The following is a 15,607-nucleotide window of genomic DNA, read 5'->3' on the forward strand; positions in this document are numbered from 1 at the left end:
ACTCGTCAACTGGCTACCTTAATTGATGCCGGTTTGCCTATTGAAGAAGCGATTACCGGTGTTGCACAGCAGGCGAGTAAACAAAAACTGCGCAGTATGTTACTCAGTATCCGCTCTAAAGTGTTAGAAGGTCACAGTCTGGCACGGGCGTTAGCCGCGTATCCAAAAGCCTTTCCGGTATTGTTTCGAGCCAGTGTTGAAGCGGGAGAACAATCAGGCCATTTACAGCAAGTATTGACCCGCTTAGCGGATTACACCGAGCGTCAAAGGGCGACAGCGCAGAAAATACAAATGGCCATGATGTACCCTATTATTCTTACTCTAGTGGCCATCAGTATTGTGAGTTTTCTCTTAGGGAGTGTGATGCCGGATATTGTGTCTGTATTTGATAAGCAAGGTGCGGCTTTGCCTCCCATTACGGAGTTTATGTTATCGGTTAGCTATGGTGTCACCCATTACGGCCAACTTATCTTGTTATTGTTTGTTATCACTCTTGTTGTCTATAAATGGCTAATGACTAAGTCAGCGGCCAGCGCTATAAAAGACCGCTTGATATTGAAAGTGATTGGTATTAGAAAACTGATTATTGTCGCTCAAATTACCCGTTATATTAGTACGTTAGCCATGCTTACTAGTAGTGGGGTGGCTCTAGTTGATGCCATGAAAATTGCAGCGCAAGTCGTGGATAACAGCAAGATGCAGCAAGGGCTGAAAGCCGCTATGGTGAAGGTACAAGAGGGAGGGTCGCTCGGCAAAGCCTTAGGTGATACCAAATTATTGCCCCCTATGATGTTACAGTTGATCCAGAGTGGTGAGCGCAGTGGTGAATTAGATTCCATGCTGGCCCGTGCGGCCCATCAGCAGGAAGAAGAGAGTAGTGCTTGGATGACCACGCTCGTGGGGTTGTTCGAACCTTTGATGCTGTTAGTCATGGGAGGCGTGGTTATGATGATTGTGATGGCGATACTGTTGCCGATTATGAATATGAATCAATTATTAAACTAAACACTAAATTAAATCCGTTAAGAAGAGAGTTTTCGAGTTATGTCTATGTTTGAGAATCGCAAGCAAGTGCCATCTTTTAAGAAAAATAAAGCGGCATTTACCCTATTAGAATTAATGGTAGTGTTGGTCATTTTAGGGGCATTAATTGGTCTGGTAGCCCCCAATATATTAGGCCGATCAGATGATGCCAAGGTCTCGGTGGCCAAAACTCAAATTCGTAACTTAATGGCCGCATTAGACCTGTATAAACTGGATAATGGCCAATACCCTTCTACTGCGCAAGGGTTAGAAGCGTTAATTACTAAACCTTCCGGTTTTCCAGAAGCGAAAAACTGGAAGTCTGGTGGCTATATGCAAAAGCGGCCTCAAGACCCTTGGGACAATGATTTTTTATATATCAGCCCTGGTTCTGATGGGGCTTATGATCTTATTTCTTTAGGTGCGGATGGTCGCGAAGGTGGCAGTGATGATGCCGCTGATATTAGTAAAGCGGACCTTTAAAGATTTATAGATGCTTGATTCTTAATAGCGAACGAAGGCAGACTAAATGGCAAGGCTAGAAAGTCATAGTAGAACGCAATTCGCCTTTACTTTGCTTGAGTTGCTGGTGGTACTAGCGGTACTTGGTGGCATGCTAAGTCTGGTTAGCTTTCATTATCAGACCGATACAGTCGAGCAGGAATTGGTCGAAGAGTCCCAGCGAGTTCGATTGTTTTTACAAAGCACCTTGGATAAGGCGTGGCTTGATGGCGTGACTTATGGCGCGAAAATTACAGCAGACGAAATTGTTCTACTGGAACTCAAAGGCGGAAGTTGGGAACCTTTATCTAAGCGATATCAGGTATCCAATGCGGGAATGGAATGGCATTTAGTGGAAAAAATTGGGTTTACAAATTTATCAGCTGAAGGTCGTGATCTTATTAAGAACATTGATTTAGTCTTTGCGGCCAGTGGTGAATACACGCCTTTTGAACTGCATCTTATGAGCGTGTCTTCAGACCCATTTATACAAAGCAGTGACAAGCAAACGAGGGTGTTAATCGGAGATGGAGCCAATGCCTTTGTATTTGCCACCGAATAACGTTCAGCCTAAAACCGTTTGCCCGCATCGACATAGCATAACGGGTCGAGCTGAATTGGGCGCTTTTACTTTAATCGAAGTACTGATTGCCTTGGTAATTATTGCCCTTGTTGGCATGATGCTAGCGCAAACGAGTTCCCAATCAGTCGATCAAACCGACTATTTGAAACGCAAATTAATGGCCGCCTGGGTTGCTGAAAACCGCATGACAGAGTTGCGATTATTGTCACTTCAAGGGCAAGAGATACGCTTTACTGACTCAGATGTTGAGCAAGGACAGTGGCGCTTTCGAGCTGTGTCGACACTAGAAAATCAAGCCGCTGGTGTGCTGCGGATAAAAGTACAGGTTTTTCAACTCCCCCAAGCGGATTCCCCTTTGTTTACCCTGACTGGTTATATACCTGCAAACATCCGGGCAGTGAGTGATGGTGATGACGTTATTGGTGGGAATAGAGGCCGAACTCCATGAGGCGTCTTAAGTATCATAATCAAAGCGGATTTACGCTGCTTGAATTACTTATTGTGTTAGGTATTCTGTCTTTTCTTGGGGTAGCAAGCTTTAATATGGCCGGTTCTGGCATACGTTTACAAAAAAGCATTGCGTCTCAAAGTGAGGCGTTAGAGGACGCTGTCAGAGTATGGCAATGGTTAGAGAGAGATCTAGAACAAATGGTTAATAGACCGGTTCGAGACCAGTTGGGAGAAACTCAAGAGGCGGTTTATTTACGGAATAATCAATTCTTCTTTAGTAAAGCGGGCTGGCAAAATCCATTAATGTACGTTCGTTCGGATGTGCAGCGAGTGGAATATCAATGGCAAGATCAGCAATTTATACGACGCTTTTGGCCTATGATGGACAGAGATCAAGACAGTAAAGCCATAGAACAGGTGTTTGAAGGCATCAGTAATGTACAGATTTCCCTATTAGGAGAACAAGGTTGGACGAGTGTTTGGCCTGAGACGGAAAGCGCACTGAGACAAGGTGATTCGAGTACTGAAGAAAGCGGTTTGCGTTTACCGCAGGCCGTGAGAGTTCGCCTCAATTTGATGGAAATTGGTGAAGTGGAGCGCTTATTTATTGTGCCCTCTATTCCTTTAAATCAAGAACAGAACGAGACGATATGAAACGGAAAAAACTCCTATCGTCTCAACGTGGTGTCGCCTTAATCATGGCCTTGATGGTATTTGCCTTAGTCAGTGCAATGGCGGCTAGCGTAATGAGTTACTTAGCGAAAGAAAGGGATGTGATCGCGCAAGTTCAAGAGACCGTTCAATTAAAGCAACAACTACTTGGTGGAGAAGCCTGGAGCATTCATGCATTTCTGCAATTAAATGAATCTTCGCTAACCTCATTCGACCGTTCTAAATGGTTGATTGAGCAAAAAACCTTTCCATTAGAAGAGGAGGGTGATGAAATGACCGTCATCCTGCTTGACCGACAAACGTGCTTTAATGTGAACTTATTGGCTAATGAAGAGAGCGCCGAGCAAGGATATCAGCAATTAAAACGTTTGTTTTCTAACCTAAATCAAGATGAAAAACTAGCGGATCAGGTCAAGGATTGGCTCGACGCGGATCAGAATATTACGGGGGCAGCGGGGCGTGAGGATGAATTTTATCAAGCTTTTTCGCCCAGTTTTCGCACAGCTGATCATGCTCTCGTCAGTGAAAGTACGATGCCACTATGGCAGTGGGATCAAGATCAATTGTCTATTTTACTGCCCTGGATGTGCCTCTGGCCACAAGCAATGGGCACCAACGTTAATCGTTTTCCAGAAACATTACAAAAGGCGTTGTTACCGGATATGACGGCAGAGCAGAAGCAGACACTCAACGCTCGTTTAGACAGTGCAGGCTTTAACAACGTAAAGGATTTTATAGGCCAAGAGAGTGTCGCCGATCATAATTTAAAAGAAGCCGATTGGCGTACAAATATGGCTTATGTTGATGCTTTTATAAAGGTAACATTAGGAGAAAGGCAAATGTCTCTGCATTCTCGTTTAATAAAATCTAATGATGGGGATGTCAGGGTGTACGGTCGATCTTATGGTCCTAATGAATGGTTGTTATCGTATTTTGACTTACCTAACACCGACTTAGCAGATGATGAACTTGAGGCTAATTAATTTCATGCACGCTAATCTGATGTTAACTTACCCGGTACGAACTTATTCAGTATTAAAGAGAGGACTCGATTAAATGAATCGCCTGATTATACGTTGCTACGAATCATCGACGATAAGCGATACGTCTAGAGACCTTTTATCTGAGCTTCCTCTTACAGAGCAAGCAACGAACGAGTCTAGAGTGCGATACGGAGCCTTATCTTCTCGTGGCGATTGGGCTCTTATGGATGAAAAAGGCGCTTTGTTAGAGTATCAACAGGACGCAGACCTTCCCCAATTGACTCAGTATCTAGCGGAACAATCGACAGGCAAAAGCATGAGGTTTACCGATGTTATTGTATGCCCTCCAACAGAGCGATTGCATACGCGTTGTCTGTCTTTGGATAGCGGCCAACGCAAACACCTTGAGACTGTTGCGCCTTTTTTAATGGAAGAGACCTTGGCGCAATCGATGGAGGAATTGCACTTCACCATATTGAATAAAAGTCAGCAGGACAGAACTTGGGTTGTGGCAGTAGAAAAAACATTACTCTCAATTTGGATTGAGCAACTGGCGAGCTGGCAGTTATTTTCTCCTAGTATCTTACCGCTTGCCTGTGGTTTTATGAAGGAGGCTGAGAAGCAAGAAGGTCATTGTTTATTGGTTAAGGTGCAGCAAGAGAATGTAAGTCCGGTAGAGGGAAGCGCGGTATTGTCTCCGCAATGGCTCTGGATCAATGACACCACGGTCAATGTCCTAACAGACTCAATGTTGACCCATTTACCAAAAACAGCGATGGAGACCGCCATTATTGAGGCTGAGCCTGAAAAACGTGTGTTAGAGAAAATCGCTCAATTTGTATTACAGACAAAAAGCTGGCAAGAAAAAAACCTTTGTCACGGGGCATTTCGTCAAGGTGGTTTATGGCTGGAAAAATTAACGCCATGGCGTTGGGTAGCGGCGCTCGCCGTGATTGCCTTTTGTCTTGAACTCTTTCTTTTACAGGCCTCTACTAAAGCCTTAGGGCTACAGGAACAAGACGTTCGCCAGCAAGCCAATGCTCTTTTCTTAGAACTTGTCCCCAGCGAAGGAAGAGTAGTGAATTTATCACGTCAATTACGAGGTTTACTACAACAGAATCCAGCGACGACGACCTCCACGAAAACGGATTCGGCTTACGATGTGTTGGCAAAAATTGACCAAGCCAGAGAGCAAGTTAAAGGCCTACATCGTTTAACTCGACTGGACTTCTTTGACCAAACTTATCGTTTAGATTGGCAAGCAGAGAAAAGAGAAACCCTTGATGCAATACAAAGTGCTCTAGAGAAAAGCGCGCTCTCTGTACAAATGGAACAGGTGGTACGTCAGGAGCAGGGTTATAGAGCGGCATTAAAGATTCAGTTAACGAATTAATCTATATTTAATCGGATTATGTAGAAGGATAAAACAATGAAATCTTGGTTGATGAACCAGTTTCGAAGCAGCCCATCATTGTATTCAATATGGTTAGCTTATTTGCGCTTGAGCATTAGAGAGCAAGTGTTGGTGTTTGTTCTCGCCGCTTTTGTTTGCCTACTTAGTGTCTATTTTTTGCTATGGAAGCCAATGCAGTTGCAAAATCAAGCGGCTCAAGTGTCTTTTGAGCGTAGCTTAGCGGATTATTATAAAATTATTGAAAATGCCAATCACCTCCGTGCCTTTAAAGGGGAGTCCACCTCAGGCTTAATAGACAGATCGGCCAATGAATTAAGAGCATTGGTTAATAGTACCGCACGACAGCATGGCATTGTCGCGGAAAGAATTGCGGTAGAGGGAGACAGTCGTTTGCAAGTTTGGGTGAGCAATACGGATTTTGCGAAATTATCTCCTTGGATTACCGCGCTAGGTAACGCAAAAACCAAAATTTATGCCATGCAATGGCGCAGTCAAGAAGTAGGAGAGGTGGACTTAAAAATTACCCTAGACTGACGCTTTATTTAATTTATCCAAGCTTTGTCTTCTGCTTCCATGTACTTATCAACATGTACATGGAAGATTCTTGCTTACATGGAAGATTCTTGCTTACATGGAAGCGTTATTCAGTACACTCAATGCGCTGACTGGCCGTAACAATACCATCCAATGGCACATCCCAGCTTTCAATGGGTAAACGATTAACTTGCTGACAGTCATGAGCTAGGCCAATCAAGGCGGTGTGCTTGGCTTTATGTGCAAAGGTCTTGTCATAAAAGCCGCCCCCCATGCCCAAACGCCCTCCAGATTTATCAAACCCGACTAATGGCAAGCAAACCAGATGCAGTTGCTCCGCGGTTAATGGATTTGGATCCAGGGGTTCATCAATGGCAAAGCGGTTTTGCTGCCATTGGGTTTCAGGAGTATACAAACCAAAGAGTAAGGTTTCTCCATCAATAATCGGTAAATATACCTGTACCCCTAATGACCATAAGTATTGGCAAAAGACATCTGGCGATATTTCACCATCGTTACTGAGGTAAAGAGCAACATGTACCTGATCGGCAGGATGTGTTGCTAGGTGCTGTTTTAGCCAAGGAGAGGTTTGAAGTTGTGTTGATAGTGCGACGGCTGCGGCTTGCTGCTGAGATGCTGGCAAGGCTTTTCGCTCTGCACGTAAGTGTTTTCTCAGGTCATTTCTCGATAACGAGTCTAATACTGAAGTAGATTCTAGGCTTAATGACGTTTCTAAAGCGGAATAGTTAGAAGAAGACATAAAAAAGTTTCCCAAGTTGCCGTTTCGACTATTGGCCTTGAACCCAGTGGTTCAAGTTGGAATGAACTGAAGCTTTTTAGGCTTTCCGACGCACGGACATGCACACCAAACTCACATATTCTTTCCGGGTGTATACGCATAGGCTCAAGGGCGTTAAGCCGTTCCAAACAACCCAGGAAACAGACTGTAGTATAAGACATCGATTTTAAAAATCTACCCGTTTTAGGGATAAAAAAATAAAAAAGTTCCTGTCAAAGCCTTTATTTTACTGGGTTGGCGAATATTTGAGCGCTTTTACTCAGGTGTTGATGACCTTTTAACCAACTTTGTTTGTATGCGTTAATGCCGAGTCCAGTTGCGAGGTCAGTTCGCGTAACTGTTGTTCATTTGAGCGAGCATACTTGCGACTAGAGAGCATATCATGGGTAATATTTAAAGCGGCAATGATCGCCACTTTTTCAGTTCCAATGATCTTGCCATTGTTTCTAATCTCTTGCATTTGGCCGTTTAAATAATCCGCCGCTTCGGTCAATTCTGCTTCATGACCTTTTGGGCAATTGATTTTATATTCTTGCCCTAATATGTTGACAGATACCGTTGGTTTTTCCATGTGGGCTCCAGTTAATCGTTTTGTCGAATAAAATGCTTTATTTTATCAGAATGAAGGGGTCAGACCATTTTATGATGCTAGTAAATTCGTTACAATTAACTATATACCTTAATCCACCTGTTTTATAACAAATTGAAGCCATTATGGAAATCAATCCGATACTTTCTAAGATAAAAGACTTAACTGAGCGTACCCAAACTCTTTGGGGGTATCTTTGACTACGAGACAAAGAAAGAACGTCTTGAAGAAGTTTCTCGTGAACTAGAAGACCCAGATGTTTGGAACGATCCAGAATACGCCCAAAAACTGGGTAAAGAACGTGCCGCATTAGAAGCGGTTGTTGATGTATTAGACGCAATGGAAACAGGCGTTGCCGACGCGAAAGACCTGTTAGACATGGCGGTTGAAGAAGACGATGAAGAGTCTGTTGAAGCGGTCCAGGCCGAACTGGCTGATTTAGAAACGCAAATGGCGAAATTAGAGTTTCGTCGCATGTTTTCTAAAGAGATGGATGAAAGCTCCGCCTTCCTTGATATTCAATCAGGTTCTGGCGGTACGGAAGCGCAAGATTGGGCCAATATGATTTTGCGTATGTATTTGCGCTGGGGTGAAGATAAAGGCTTTAAAGTTGAATTAATGGAAGTCTCTGCTGGGGATGTGGCTGGCATTAAATCGGCCACCATTCGCTTTGAAGGCGAATACGCTTTTGGTTGGTTAAGAACGGAAACCGGTGTGCATCGCTTAGTGCGTAAATCACCGTTTGATTCTGGTAACCGTCGTCATACGTCATTTGCTTCTGTCTTTGTTTCTCCAGAGGTGGATGATAACGTCGATATCGAAATCAATCCTGCTGACATTAGAACGGATACCTATCGTTCATCAGGTGCCGGTGGACAGCATGTAAACACCACCGATTCGGCGGTACGTATTACCCATATTCCAACAGGGATTGTGGTGCAATGTCAGAACCAGCGTTCACAACACGCTAACCGTGATTTTGCTATGAAGCAATTACGCGCGAAATTGTACGAATTTGAAATGCAAAAACGTAATGAAGCCGCGCAAGCTGTGGAAGACAATAAATCTGATATCGGTTGGGGCAGTCAAATCCGCTCTTATGTCTTGGATGCGTCGCGTATTAAAGACCTACGAACTGGTGTAGAAAGCTCTAATACGGGTTCCGTGCTAGACGGCAATCTGGATCAATTTATTGTAGCCAGCTTAAAGCAAGGCCTGTAACCCGCAGGCATAACGGTATTTAAAAACATCATTTTAAAACGATATTCTAAAAGAGTAGATGGCAAATCATGGCTAACGAAAACACTACAGAAAACACTGGCGTCGCGGAAGACAATCGTTTGGTTGCTGAGCGTCGTGGTAAATTAAACGCCATTCGTGAAGAGCGTAATGCGTACCCAAATGATTTTCGCCCAAATGCGTATGCAGCGGACTTACAAGCGGAATTCGGTGACATTGAAAAGCCAGATTTAGAAGAAAAAGACCATAAAGTCAGCATTGCTGGCCGTATAGTACGTAACCGTGGTGCGTTCATGTTGCTACAAGACATGACAGGCCAAATCCAAGCCTACGTTAACCGTAAAGCCTTGAGCCCCGAGCTATTAGCCGATCAAAAAACATGGGACTTAGGTGATATCATTGGTATTACTGGCCCAGTACATAAGTCCGGTAAAGGTGATTTGTACATTGATATGCAATCGGCTCAACTATTAACCAAAGCCTTGCGTCCATTGCCTGATAAGCACAAAGGTTTGTCGGATACTGAAATGCGTTACCGTCAGCGTTACGTTGATTTGATTGTGAACGAAGAGTCTCGTAATACTTTCCAAATTCGTTCAAAAATCATTTCTACGATTCGTCGCTTCCTTGAAGATCGTCGCTTTATGGAAGTGGAAACGCCTATGCTGCATAGTATTCCTGGTGGTGCAACGGCCCGTCCGTTTGTAACGCATCATAACGCCATGGACATGAGCATGTTCTTGCGTATCGCGCCAGAGTTATACTTGAAGCGTTTGGTTGTGGGTGGTTTTGAGCGTGTTTTTGAAATCAACCGTAACTTCCGTAATGAAGGGGTATCCACACGTCATAACCCTGAATTTACCATGATCGAATTCTACCAAGCCTATGCGGATTACAAAGATCTTATGGATCTAACCGAAGACATGCTGCGTGATGTGGCAGAAAAAGTATTGGGTACTACTTCTGTAACTTATCAAGGTTCGGAATACGATTTCGGTGCACCATTTGTACGTATGACCATGCTTGAGTCTATCCTTCACTACAACCCAGAGTTGACCGCTGAAGATTTAGATACGTTAGAAAAAGCCACTGAAGTAGCGAAAAAGTTGCATATCGATGTGAAACCCATTTGGGGCTTAGGTAAGTTGTGGACTGAAATTTTTGAAGAAACAGCGGAATCCAAACTGGATCAACCGACTTTCATTACGGAATACCCTGCGGAAGTGTCTCCGTTAGCACGTCGTAATGATGACAATGATTTCATCACAGACCGTTTTGAATTCTTTGTGGGCGGCCGTGAAATCGCAAACGGTTTCTCAGAGTTAAATGACCCTGAAGACCAAGCGGAACGTTTCCGTAAGCAAGTAGCAGAAAAAGACGCCGGTGATGATGAAGCCATGCATTACGATGCCGACTACATCAATGCTTTGGAATACGGCTTACCACCAACAGCAGGTGAAGGTATCGGTATCGACCGTTTGGTGATGCTATTTACCGATGCACCGTCTATTCGTGATGTCTTGTTATTCCCACATATGCGCCCTCAGGACTAATCCAGAGGCGGATGACTGTTTGTACTAAAAAGGCCTCTACTTAGAGGTCTTTTTTTGTTGATCTATTTATTTATACATTGGTTCTGATTGGGAGAAAGTAAATGAGTCGTTTTTGGACTAAGAAAATTACCGAGCTAGACCCGTACGTACCGGGTGAGCAACCGCAAGACAAGCAATACATCAAGCTCAACACAAATGAAAGCCCTTACTCGCCGTCTCCGAAAGCCTTAGCGGCCATGTCTGCCATGGTGAATGAAAGCTTGCGTCTTTATCCTGATCCTAATGGCATGACGTTGAAAAGTGCTTTAGCCAATCAATATCAATTAGACACCAAGCAAGTGTTTGTAGGTAATGGCTCTGATGAAGTGCTGGCATTGGCTTTTATGGGCTATTTCGCCGGCGGCAAACCTTTGGCCTTTGCGGACATTACTTATAGCTTTTATAAGGTCTACGCCAACCTATACGACATTGAACCTCAGCTTATCCCGTTAACAACAGATTTTGATATCGATCCGACGGATTATCAGAATCTAGACGTATCCGGTGTTGTGATTACCAACCCAAATGCGCCAACGGGTAAAGCCTTGCCTTTGTCAGACATCGAAAGTGTGTTACAAGCAAACCCTGATGTAGTGGTTTTGGTAGATGAAGCTTATGTGGATTTTGGTGCTGAAAGCGCGAGTCGTTTGATTCATCAATATCCGAATTTACTGGTCGTGCAAACCTTCTCTAAATCTCGCGCTTTGGCCGGTATTCGAGTGGGCTACGCATTAGGGCACCCAGACTTGATCGAAGGGCTTGAGCGCCTGAAGAACTCGTTTAACAGCTACCCAATCGACCGCATCGCCCTTGCTGGCGCCACCGCTGCCGTTGAAGATGCGGACTATTTAAAAGAAATCTGTGACAAAACCATCGCCACCCGCAAATGGACTCACACCCAGCTCACGGACCTTGGCTTCAACGTTCTGCCATCCGCTACTAACTTCGTTTTTGTGACCCACCCAGAAAAAGACGCAGAAAGTGTGTATGCAACCTTGAAAGAGCAGGGTATCCTGGTGCGTTTCTTTGGCAGCAATAAAGCCCGTATTGGCAACTACCTCCGCATCACCATCGGCACCGATGCTGAAATGCGAGCGCTGATCGACGCCCTAAAAGCACTCTAATACACCAAATGTAGGTCGGCATTTATGCCGACAAATACCTGCACGGTATCAAATACCTTTGAAGCACAAAAAGCCTGCGTCTTTTCTGCTTGCGTCACTGTCGTCGTCAGCGCAGAAAAAACGCAGACTTTTCATCTAGCATCACATCACACCTAAAATGAACACCTACTGTAGGTCGGCATTTATGCCGACAAATACCTGCTCGGTATCAAATACCTTTGAAACACAAAAAGCCTGCGTCTTTTCTGCTTGCGTCACACCTAAAATGAGAGCCTGCTGTAGGTCGGCATTTATGCCGACAAATACCTGCACGGTATCAAATACCTTTGAAGCTCAAAAAGCCTGCGTCTTTTCTGCCTGCGTCACTGTCGTCGTCAGCGCAGAAAAAACGCAGACTTTTCCACACCTAAAATGAACATCTACTGTAGGTCGGCATTTATGCCGACAAATACCCGCACGGTATCAAATACCTTTGAAGCACAAAAAGCCTGCGTCTTTTCTGCTTGCGTCACTGTCGTCGTCAGCGCAGAAAAAACGCAGACTTTTCATCTAGCATCACATCACACCTAAAATGAACACCTACTGTAGGTCGGCATTTATGCCGACAAATACCCGCACGGTATCAAATACCTTTGAAACACAAAAAGCCTGCGTCTTTTCTGCTTGCGTCACTGTCGTCGTCAGCGCAGAAAAAACACAGACTTTTTATCTAGCATCACATCACACCTAAAATGAACACCTACTGTAGGTCGGCATTTATGCCGACAAAACCATCTAACCCCGCGACCCCCTCTAGGAACATAAAATGTAAATCCGGCCTTCAGACCAACAACCGTTTTAGAGGCACGATGGTAATCGAATTACGCCAAGCCTATGAACAAGGAGCGTTATCGACGATTGAAAAAACAACATTGGGTGGCACACTGAGACATTTTATGAGCCGTCCATGGGTTGTTTATTGCAAATCGACATGAGAAAAGAATGGCATTAAGTCGTGACAAGAGAAAAAATATCAAGTAATGAGACCTGAGGGATCTTACTTGCCTAATGCTTAAAATTCGAGTAATAGTATTAAACAGCAATATGAAAAAGTCTAAAAACACGAAGGTGTTTTAAAAGTCACCTTCGAAGAGTACAAAAAAACACCGCGATTTAAACAGGGGCGTCGCCAATCTTGAAAAAGCAAATTCCCTATAAATAAAGCGGCCGTTCAACAGAGAGTTGTAACCTAATTAAATGAGGAGATACACGAATATGGAAGCGATAGGAATTATCGGAATGATATTTGGTTTGGCTGCATTTTATCGAGTTCATAAGCTTGAAAAAGAGTTAAAAAAATCAGGGGTACTTGATAAAGATTTTGATATAAAGAAATAATTCGCTATACCGAAACTAGTTATAACAAGTTTGTCAACTATCCTCGCTTCGTGACTGGATAGCTAAAAGCGTCAATAACCATTGAATTCATCATACAAGGTCCGGCCTTCAGGCCGACAAAGCGCTTTGAGTCATCCAAACTCTCTTGGAGCGCATGAATACAAAAAACTGCGTCTTTTCATGCAGCATCACATCATACCTAAAATGAGCATCTTCTGTAGGTCCGGCCTTCAGGCCGACAAAGCACTTTTGAGTCATCCAAACTCTCTTGGAACGCATAAACACAAAAAACTTACTTCTTTTCATGTCGCATCGCATCACACCTAAAATGAGCGTCTTCTGTAGGTCCGGCCTTCAGGCCGACAAAACTATCTAACTCCGAAAACCCTATTGGAACATAAAATTTAGGTTTGTCTTTAGGCCAACAAAGCGCTTTTAAGTCATCCAAACTCTCTTGGAACGCTTTTAACTTAAAAAGCCTGCGTCTTTTATGCTTGCGTCACTGTCGTCGTCAGCGCAGAAAAAACGCAGACTTTTCATCCACACCTAAAATGAGCATCTTCTGTAGGCTCGGCCTTTAGGCCGACAAAACTATCTACCCCCGCAAACCCTATTGGAACATAAAATTTAGGTTGGTCTTTAGGCCAACAAAGTGTTTTAGAGGCGCGATGCCAAGCCTACCAACAAGGAGCGTTATCGACGGTTGAAAAGGCAACGTTAGATGGCACACTGAGTCATTTAATGACTCATCCATGGGTTGTTTATTGCAAGTCCGCTTTGGAATATCGAGAAACTTTAGTCAGCTATTTAGCGCGTTATACTTATCGAGTTGGTTTAAGTAATCATCGCCTTGAGTCATGGAAAGACAATCAAGTGACCTTGTCCTATTTTGATAATAAAGCCAAAAAGGCAAGTCGATTGTCACTTGAACCCGCGGAACTGATTAGGCGTTTTCTTTTGCATATCTTGCTCAAAAGTTGCCCAGAGGGTTCATGCGTATTCGTCATTATGGTTATTTATCGAATGCTGTAAAAAAGCGATCTTTGGAAAAGATTAAACGACACAGCGGTGAACCAACAAAGAAGGCAGAAAAAGTAGAGACAGATACGGCACTAACAGGGTGTCGATGCCCATCCTGTGGTGAATCAAAGGTAGTTTATCTAGGAGATAACAACCATGATACTCAGTTGAGGTTAAATAGTAGTTAGAAAAGAATGGCATTAAGTCATGACAAGGGAAAAATATCAGGTAGTGAGACCTGAGGGCTCTTACTTGCCTAATACTTAGAATTCGAGTAAAAGTATTAGGCAGCAATATGAAAAATCTAAAAACACGAAGGTTTTTTAAAAGAAACCTTTGAAGAGCACAAAAAAACACCGCGATTTAAACAGGGACGTCGCCAATCTTGAAAAAGCAAATTCCCTATAAATAAAGCGGCCGTTCAACAGACGGTTATAGCCATGGCTTCGCCACTGTATAACCGCTTAGTAGTTATAACTACAAGGAGGTTTCATGCCAGATTTAGCGTCAATATCTACAGCATTTCAGTCCCTAAAATTAGCATCAGATATGGTAAAAGATATAAGGCAGTCAACTACGACATTAAAAGATGCAACTATCAACTTTAAGATAGCTGAACTTACAAATGCACTTGCTGACCTTCAATTAGCATTAGCTGATGTTAAAGTAGAAAACCTGGAACTAAGAGAAGAGTTAGCTGAACTATCTAAAACAGAGGATTTACGTAATTTATTACGGTTAACTGATAATGCTTATTGGCCTAAAGGTGATGAAATCATGGGATATGGTAGTGGCCCATGGTGTTCAAAAATGTTTTGATACTGAAGAAAAGTTGATTATGCTTCATCATAAAGTAGCTTCAATGTTTAACGATTTTGTTAGCTATAAATGGGAATGTCCAAGTTGTAAATCAGCAATATCTTCCTCTAAAAAGTAGTTATAACAAGCTGTTTAACAAGGACAAAATACAGTTGGCTTTTGCTCCTTCGTCGCTTATTTTAGCCAACTATATTTTGCCCATTAACAGGGCGTTACATGCTCAAAATATAAGGAGTCAATTTTGAGGTTCATTTTTGTAGATGCAGAAAATATTGGTCTAAAGGAAGTAGAAGCAATAAACGCGTCTATTTCGGATAAGGTTCTGGTTTTCTCAAAGAATGATGCAATAAAAAGCGTTTGTGAAAGAAAGTTATTCCTTTTAAATTCAAGTTATCCTACAGGACCTAATCAAGCCGACTTTTATATCATTGGTAATTTGGTAGGTATTATTGCTTCTATAACAGAGCAACAGCGAACAGCTTGTCAATTTGTTTTATATTCCCAAGATAACTCTTTGGTAACGGCTTTTTCTTTTCAGTGTAAACTCCATAAAGTTCAATGTATTATATCTTTAGAGCCAAAAGAAAAACCCAAAGCCCAACCTGTTATTGAACAAAAAAATCCTGCACCAACTCTTGAGCAGCAAATTTTTGAACACTTTAAATCTGAGACCAAAACTGAAACGGTTAGAAAAAAACTTAAGCAACCAAAGTCTGACTTTACTAGAGCATTAAATAATTTAATTAACTCAAATAAAATCCAACGAGTTTCAAAAAATAAGAAAACATGGATTCGTGCAAAATGCATGTAACAAGCGCATTAAAAACGCACCAATAGTGCTGGATTCGCAACAAGTTGCTCGCCTTTTATGTGGGCGTTAGGCGCCAA

20 protein-coding genes, 1 other RNA gene and 2 pseudogenes are annotated in these 15,607 nt (G+C 42.9%); 20 read left to right on the forward strand and 3 right to left on the reverse strand.

Going from position 1 to position 15,607, the window contains the following annotated elements; all coding sequences use genetic code 11:
* Nucleotides 1-33: 33 nt before the first annotated feature.
* The 8 genes from O1D97_RS07680 to O1D97_RS07715 all read left to right on the forward strand — a co-directional run bounded on the left by O1D97_RS07680 (nucleotide 34) and on the right by O1D97_RS07715 (nucleotide 6,160).
* Nucleotides 34-1,005: a type II secretion system F family protein gene (locus tag O1D97_RS07680; RefSeq protein WP_269124390.1), complete on the forward strand. Its 972-nt coding sequence runs from the start codon at nucleotides 34-36 to the stop codon at nucleotides 1,003-1,005.
* Nucleotides 1,006-1,044: 39 nt separating this feature from the next.
* Entirely contained in the window at nucleotides 1,045-1,506 is a 462-nt protein-coding gene (gspG, locus tag O1D97_RS07685) for a type II secretion system major pseudopilin GspG (protein WP_330221449.1), read from the forward strand.
* A gap of 46 nt (nucleotides 1,507-1,552) precedes the next feature.
* A complete protein-coding gene (locus O1D97_RS07690) occupies nucleotides 1,553-2,086 on the forward strand; it encodes a prepilin-type N-terminal cleavage/methylation domain-containing protein (RefSeq protein WP_269124392.1) in 534 nt (177 codons plus the stop codon).
* Nucleotides 2,061-2,555, forward strand: coding sequence for a type II secretion system minor pseudopilin GspI (gene gspI / locus O1D97_RS07695; protein WP_269124394.1), 495 nt, complete (start codon nucleotides 2,061-2,063; stop codon nucleotides 2,553-2,555). Before O1D97_RS07690 ends, gspI begins: the two co-directional genes overlap by 26 nt.
* A complete protein-coding gene (gene gspJ, locus O1D97_RS07700; protein WP_269124396.1) occupies nucleotides 2,552-3,211 on the forward strand; it encodes a type II secretion system minor pseudopilin GspJ in 660 nt (219 codons plus the stop codon). The genes gspI and gspJ overlap by 4 nt, the downstream gene beginning before the upstream one ends.
* Nucleotides 3,208-4,212 carry a type II secretion system minor pseudopilin GspK gene (gene gspK / locus O1D97_RS07705; protein WP_269124398.1) on the forward strand — a complete coding sequence of 335 codons (1,005 nt, stop codon included), beginning with the start codon at nucleotides 3,208-3,210 and terminating at the stop codon, nucleotides 4,210-4,212. Before gspJ ends, gspK begins: the two co-directional genes overlap by 4 nt.
* Nucleotides 4,213-4,285: 73 nt before the next feature.
* Nucleotides 4,286-5,605, forward strand: a complete 1,320-nt coding sequence (gspL, locus tag O1D97_RS07710; RefSeq protein ID WP_269124400.1) for a type II secretion system protein GspL — start codon at nucleotides 4,286-4,288, stop codon at nucleotides 5,603-5,605.
* A gap of 36 nt (nucleotides 5,606-5,641) precedes the next feature.
* Complete coding sequence (locus tag O1D97_RS07715; RefSeq protein ID WP_269124401.1) at nucleotides 5,642-6,160, forward strand: type II secretion system protein M; 519 nt, start codon at nucleotides 5,642-5,644, stop codon at nucleotides 6,158-6,160.
* A gap of 106 nt (nucleotides 6,161-6,266) precedes the next feature.
* Here O1D97_RS07715 and O1D97_RS07720 read toward each other — a convergent pair whose 3' ends face one another.
* The 3 genes from O1D97_RS07720 to O1D97_RS07730 all read right to left on the reverse strand — a co-directional run bounded on the left by O1D97_RS07720 (nucleotide 6,267) and on the right by O1D97_RS07730 (nucleotide 7,530).
* Complete coding sequence (locus O1D97_RS07720) at nucleotides 6,267-6,920, reverse strand: 5-formyltetrahydrofolate cyclo-ligase (RefSeq protein WP_269124403.1); 654 nt, start codon at nucleotides 6,918-6,920, stop codon at nucleotides 6,267-6,269.
* A gap of 4 nt (nucleotides 6,921-6,924) precedes the next feature.
* Nucleotides 6,925-7,102: non-coding RNA, 6S RNA (gene ssrS, locus O1D97_RS07725), on the reverse strand.
* A gap of 134 nt (nucleotides 7,103-7,236) precedes the next feature.
* Entirely contained in the window at nucleotides 7,237-7,530 is a 294-nt protein-coding gene (locus O1D97_RS07730) for a cell division protein ZapA (RefSeq protein WP_269124405.1), read from the reverse strand.
* A 143-nt stretch (nucleotides 7,531-7,673) separates the two neighbouring features.
* On the opposite strand from O1D97_RS07730, the gene prfB reads away from it, so the two are divergent.
* The 12 genes and pseudogenes from prfB (at nucleotide 7,674) to O1D97_RS07790 (ending at nucleotide 15,530) form a co-directional block, all read left to right on the forward strand.
* A protein-coding gene (prfB, locus tag O1D97_RS07735; protein WP_269124407.1) for a peptide chain release factor 2 occupies nucleotides 7,674-8,769 on the forward strand; the annotation gives its coding sequence in 2 pieces (ribosomal slippage) (nucleotides 7,674-7,745 and nucleotides 7,747-8,769; 1,095 coding nt in all).
* A 68-nt stretch (nucleotides 8,770-8,837) separates the two neighbouring features.
* Entirely contained in the window at nucleotides 8,838-10,340 is a 1,503-nt protein-coding gene (lysS, locus tag O1D97_RS07740) for a lysine--tRNA ligase (protein ID WP_269124409.1), read from the forward strand.
* 101 nt (nucleotides 10,341-10,441) lie between these two features.
* On the forward strand, nucleotides 10,442-11,503 hold the full coding sequence (hisC, locus tag O1D97_RS07745; protein WP_269124411.1) for a histidinol-phosphate transaminase: 1,062 nt from the start codon (nucleotides 10,442-10,444) through the stop codon (nucleotides 11,501-11,503).
* A gap of 24 nt (nucleotides 11,504-11,527) precedes the next feature.
* Nucleotides 11,528-11,659 carry a hypothetical protein gene (locus O1D97_RS07750; protein ID WP_269124413.1) on the forward strand — a complete coding sequence of 44 codons (132 nt, stop codon included), beginning with the start codon at nucleotides 11,528-11,530 and terminating at the stop codon, nucleotides 11,657-11,659.
* Nucleotides 11,660-11,687: 28 nt separating this feature from the next.
* On the forward strand, nucleotides 11,688-11,918 hold the full coding sequence (locus tag O1D97_RS07755; protein WP_269124415.1) for a hypothetical protein: 231 nt from the start codon (nucleotides 11,688-11,690) through the stop codon (nucleotides 11,916-11,918).
* Between the two features lie 23 nt (nucleotides 11,919-11,941).
* Nucleotides 11,942-12,073: a hypothetical protein gene (locus tag O1D97_RS07760; protein ID WP_269124417.1), complete on the forward strand. Its 132-nt coding sequence runs from the start codon at nucleotides 11,942-11,944 to the stop codon at nucleotides 12,071-12,073.
* Between the two features lie 28 nt (nucleotides 12,074-12,101).
* A complete protein-coding gene (locus O1D97_RS07765) occupies nucleotides 12,102-12,233 on the forward strand; it encodes a hypothetical protein (protein ID WP_269124419.1) in 132 nt (43 codons plus the stop codon).
* Between the two features lie 97 nt (nucleotides 12,234-12,330).
* A pseudogene (locus O1D97_RS07770) lies at nucleotides 12,331-12,471 on the forward strand (IS91 family transposase); the annotation flags it as partial.
* Nucleotides 12,472-12,757: 286 nt separating this feature from the next.
* Nucleotides 12,758-12,880: a hypothetical protein gene (locus O1D97_RS07775; RefSeq protein ID WP_269124423.1), complete on the forward strand. Its 123-nt coding sequence runs from the start codon at nucleotides 12,758-12,760 to the stop codon at nucleotides 12,878-12,880.
* 672 nt (nucleotides 12,881-13,552) lie between these two features.
* A pseudogene (locus O1D97_RS07780) lies at nucleotides 13,553-14,088 on the forward strand (IS91 family transposase); the annotation flags it as partial.
* A gap of 304 nt (nucleotides 14,089-14,392) precedes the next feature.
* Entirely contained in the window at nucleotides 14,393-14,719 is a 327-nt protein-coding gene (locus O1D97_RS07785) for a hypothetical protein (RefSeq protein ID WP_269124425.1), read from the forward strand.
* Between the two features lie 241 nt (nucleotides 14,720-14,960).
* Nucleotides 14,961-15,530, forward strand: coding sequence for a hypothetical protein (locus O1D97_RS07790; RefSeq protein WP_269124427.1), 570 nt, complete (start codon nucleotides 14,961-14,963; stop codon nucleotides 15,528-15,530).
* The last annotated feature ends 77 nt before the right edge of the window (nucleotides 15,531-15,607 follow it).

The organism is Marinomonas phaeophyticola (genome assembly GCF_026966905.1).
In the GTDB taxonomy this organism is placed as follows: domain Bacteria; phylum Pseudomonadota; class Gammaproteobacteria; order Pseudomonadales; family Marinomonadaceae; genus Marinomonas; species Marinomonas phaeophyticola.

Coding starts and splice junctions, on each gene's coding strand:
- gspG (WP_330221449.1), top strand. CDS start 1,045: ATGTCTATGTTTGAGAATCGCAAGCAAGTGCCATCTTTTAAGAAAAAT.
- O1D97_RS07690 (WP_269124392.1), top strand. CDS start 1,553: ATGGCAAGGCTAGAAAGTCATAGTAGAACGCAATTCGCCTTTACTTTG.
- gspI (WP_269124394.1), top strand. CDS start 2,061: ATGCCTTTGTATTTGCCACCGAATAACGTTCAGCCTAAAACCGTTTGC.
- gspJ (WP_269124396.1), top strand. CDS start 2,552: ATGAGGCGTCTTAAGTATCATAATCAAAGCGGATTTACGCTGCTTGAA.
- gspK (WP_269124398.1), top strand. CDS start 3,208: ATGAAACGGAAAAAACTCCTATCGTCTCAACGTGGTGTCGCCTTAATC.
- gspL (WP_269124400.1), top strand. CDS start 4,286: ATGAATCGCCTGATTATACGTTGCTACGAATCATCGACGATAAGCGAT.
- O1D97_RS07715 (WP_269124401.1), top strand. CDS start 5,642: ATGAAATCTTGGTTGATGAACCAGTTTCGAAGCAGCCCATCATTGTAT.
- O1D97_RS07720 (WP_269124403.1), bottom strand. CDS start 6,920: ATGTCTTCTTCTAACTATTCCGCTTTAGAAACGTCATTAAGCCTAGAA.
- O1D97_RS07730 (WP_269124405.1), bottom strand. CDS start 7,530: ATGGAAAAACCAACGGTATCTGTCAACATATTAGGGCAAGAATATAAA.
- lysS (WP_269124409.1), top strand. CDS start 8,838: ATGGCTAACGAAAACACTACAGAAAACACTGGCGTCGCGGAAGACAAT.
- hisC (WP_269124411.1), top strand. CDS start 10,442: ATGAGTCGTTTTTGGACTAAGAAAATTACCGAGCTAGACCCGTACGTA.
- O1D97_RS07750 (WP_269124413.1), top strand. CDS start 11,528: ATGCCGACAAATACCTGCACGGTATCAAATACCTTTGAAGCACAAAAA.
- O1D97_RS07755 (WP_269124415.1), top strand. CDS start 11,688: ATGCCGACAAATACCTGCTCGGTATCAAATACCTTTGAAACACAAAAA.
- O1D97_RS07760 (WP_269124417.1), top strand. CDS start 11,942: ATGCCGACAAATACCCGCACGGTATCAAATACCTTTGAAGCACAAAAA.
- O1D97_RS07765 (WP_269124419.1), top strand. CDS start 12,102: ATGCCGACAAATACCCGCACGGTATCAAATACCTTTGAAACACAAAAA.
- O1D97_RS07775 (WP_269124423.1), top strand. CDS start 12,758: ATGGAAGCGATAGGAATTATCGGAATGATATTTGGTTTGGCTGCATTT.
- O1D97_RS07785 (WP_269124425.1), top strand. CDS start 14,393: ATGCCAGATTTAGCGTCAATATCTACAGCATTTCAGTCCCTAAAATTA.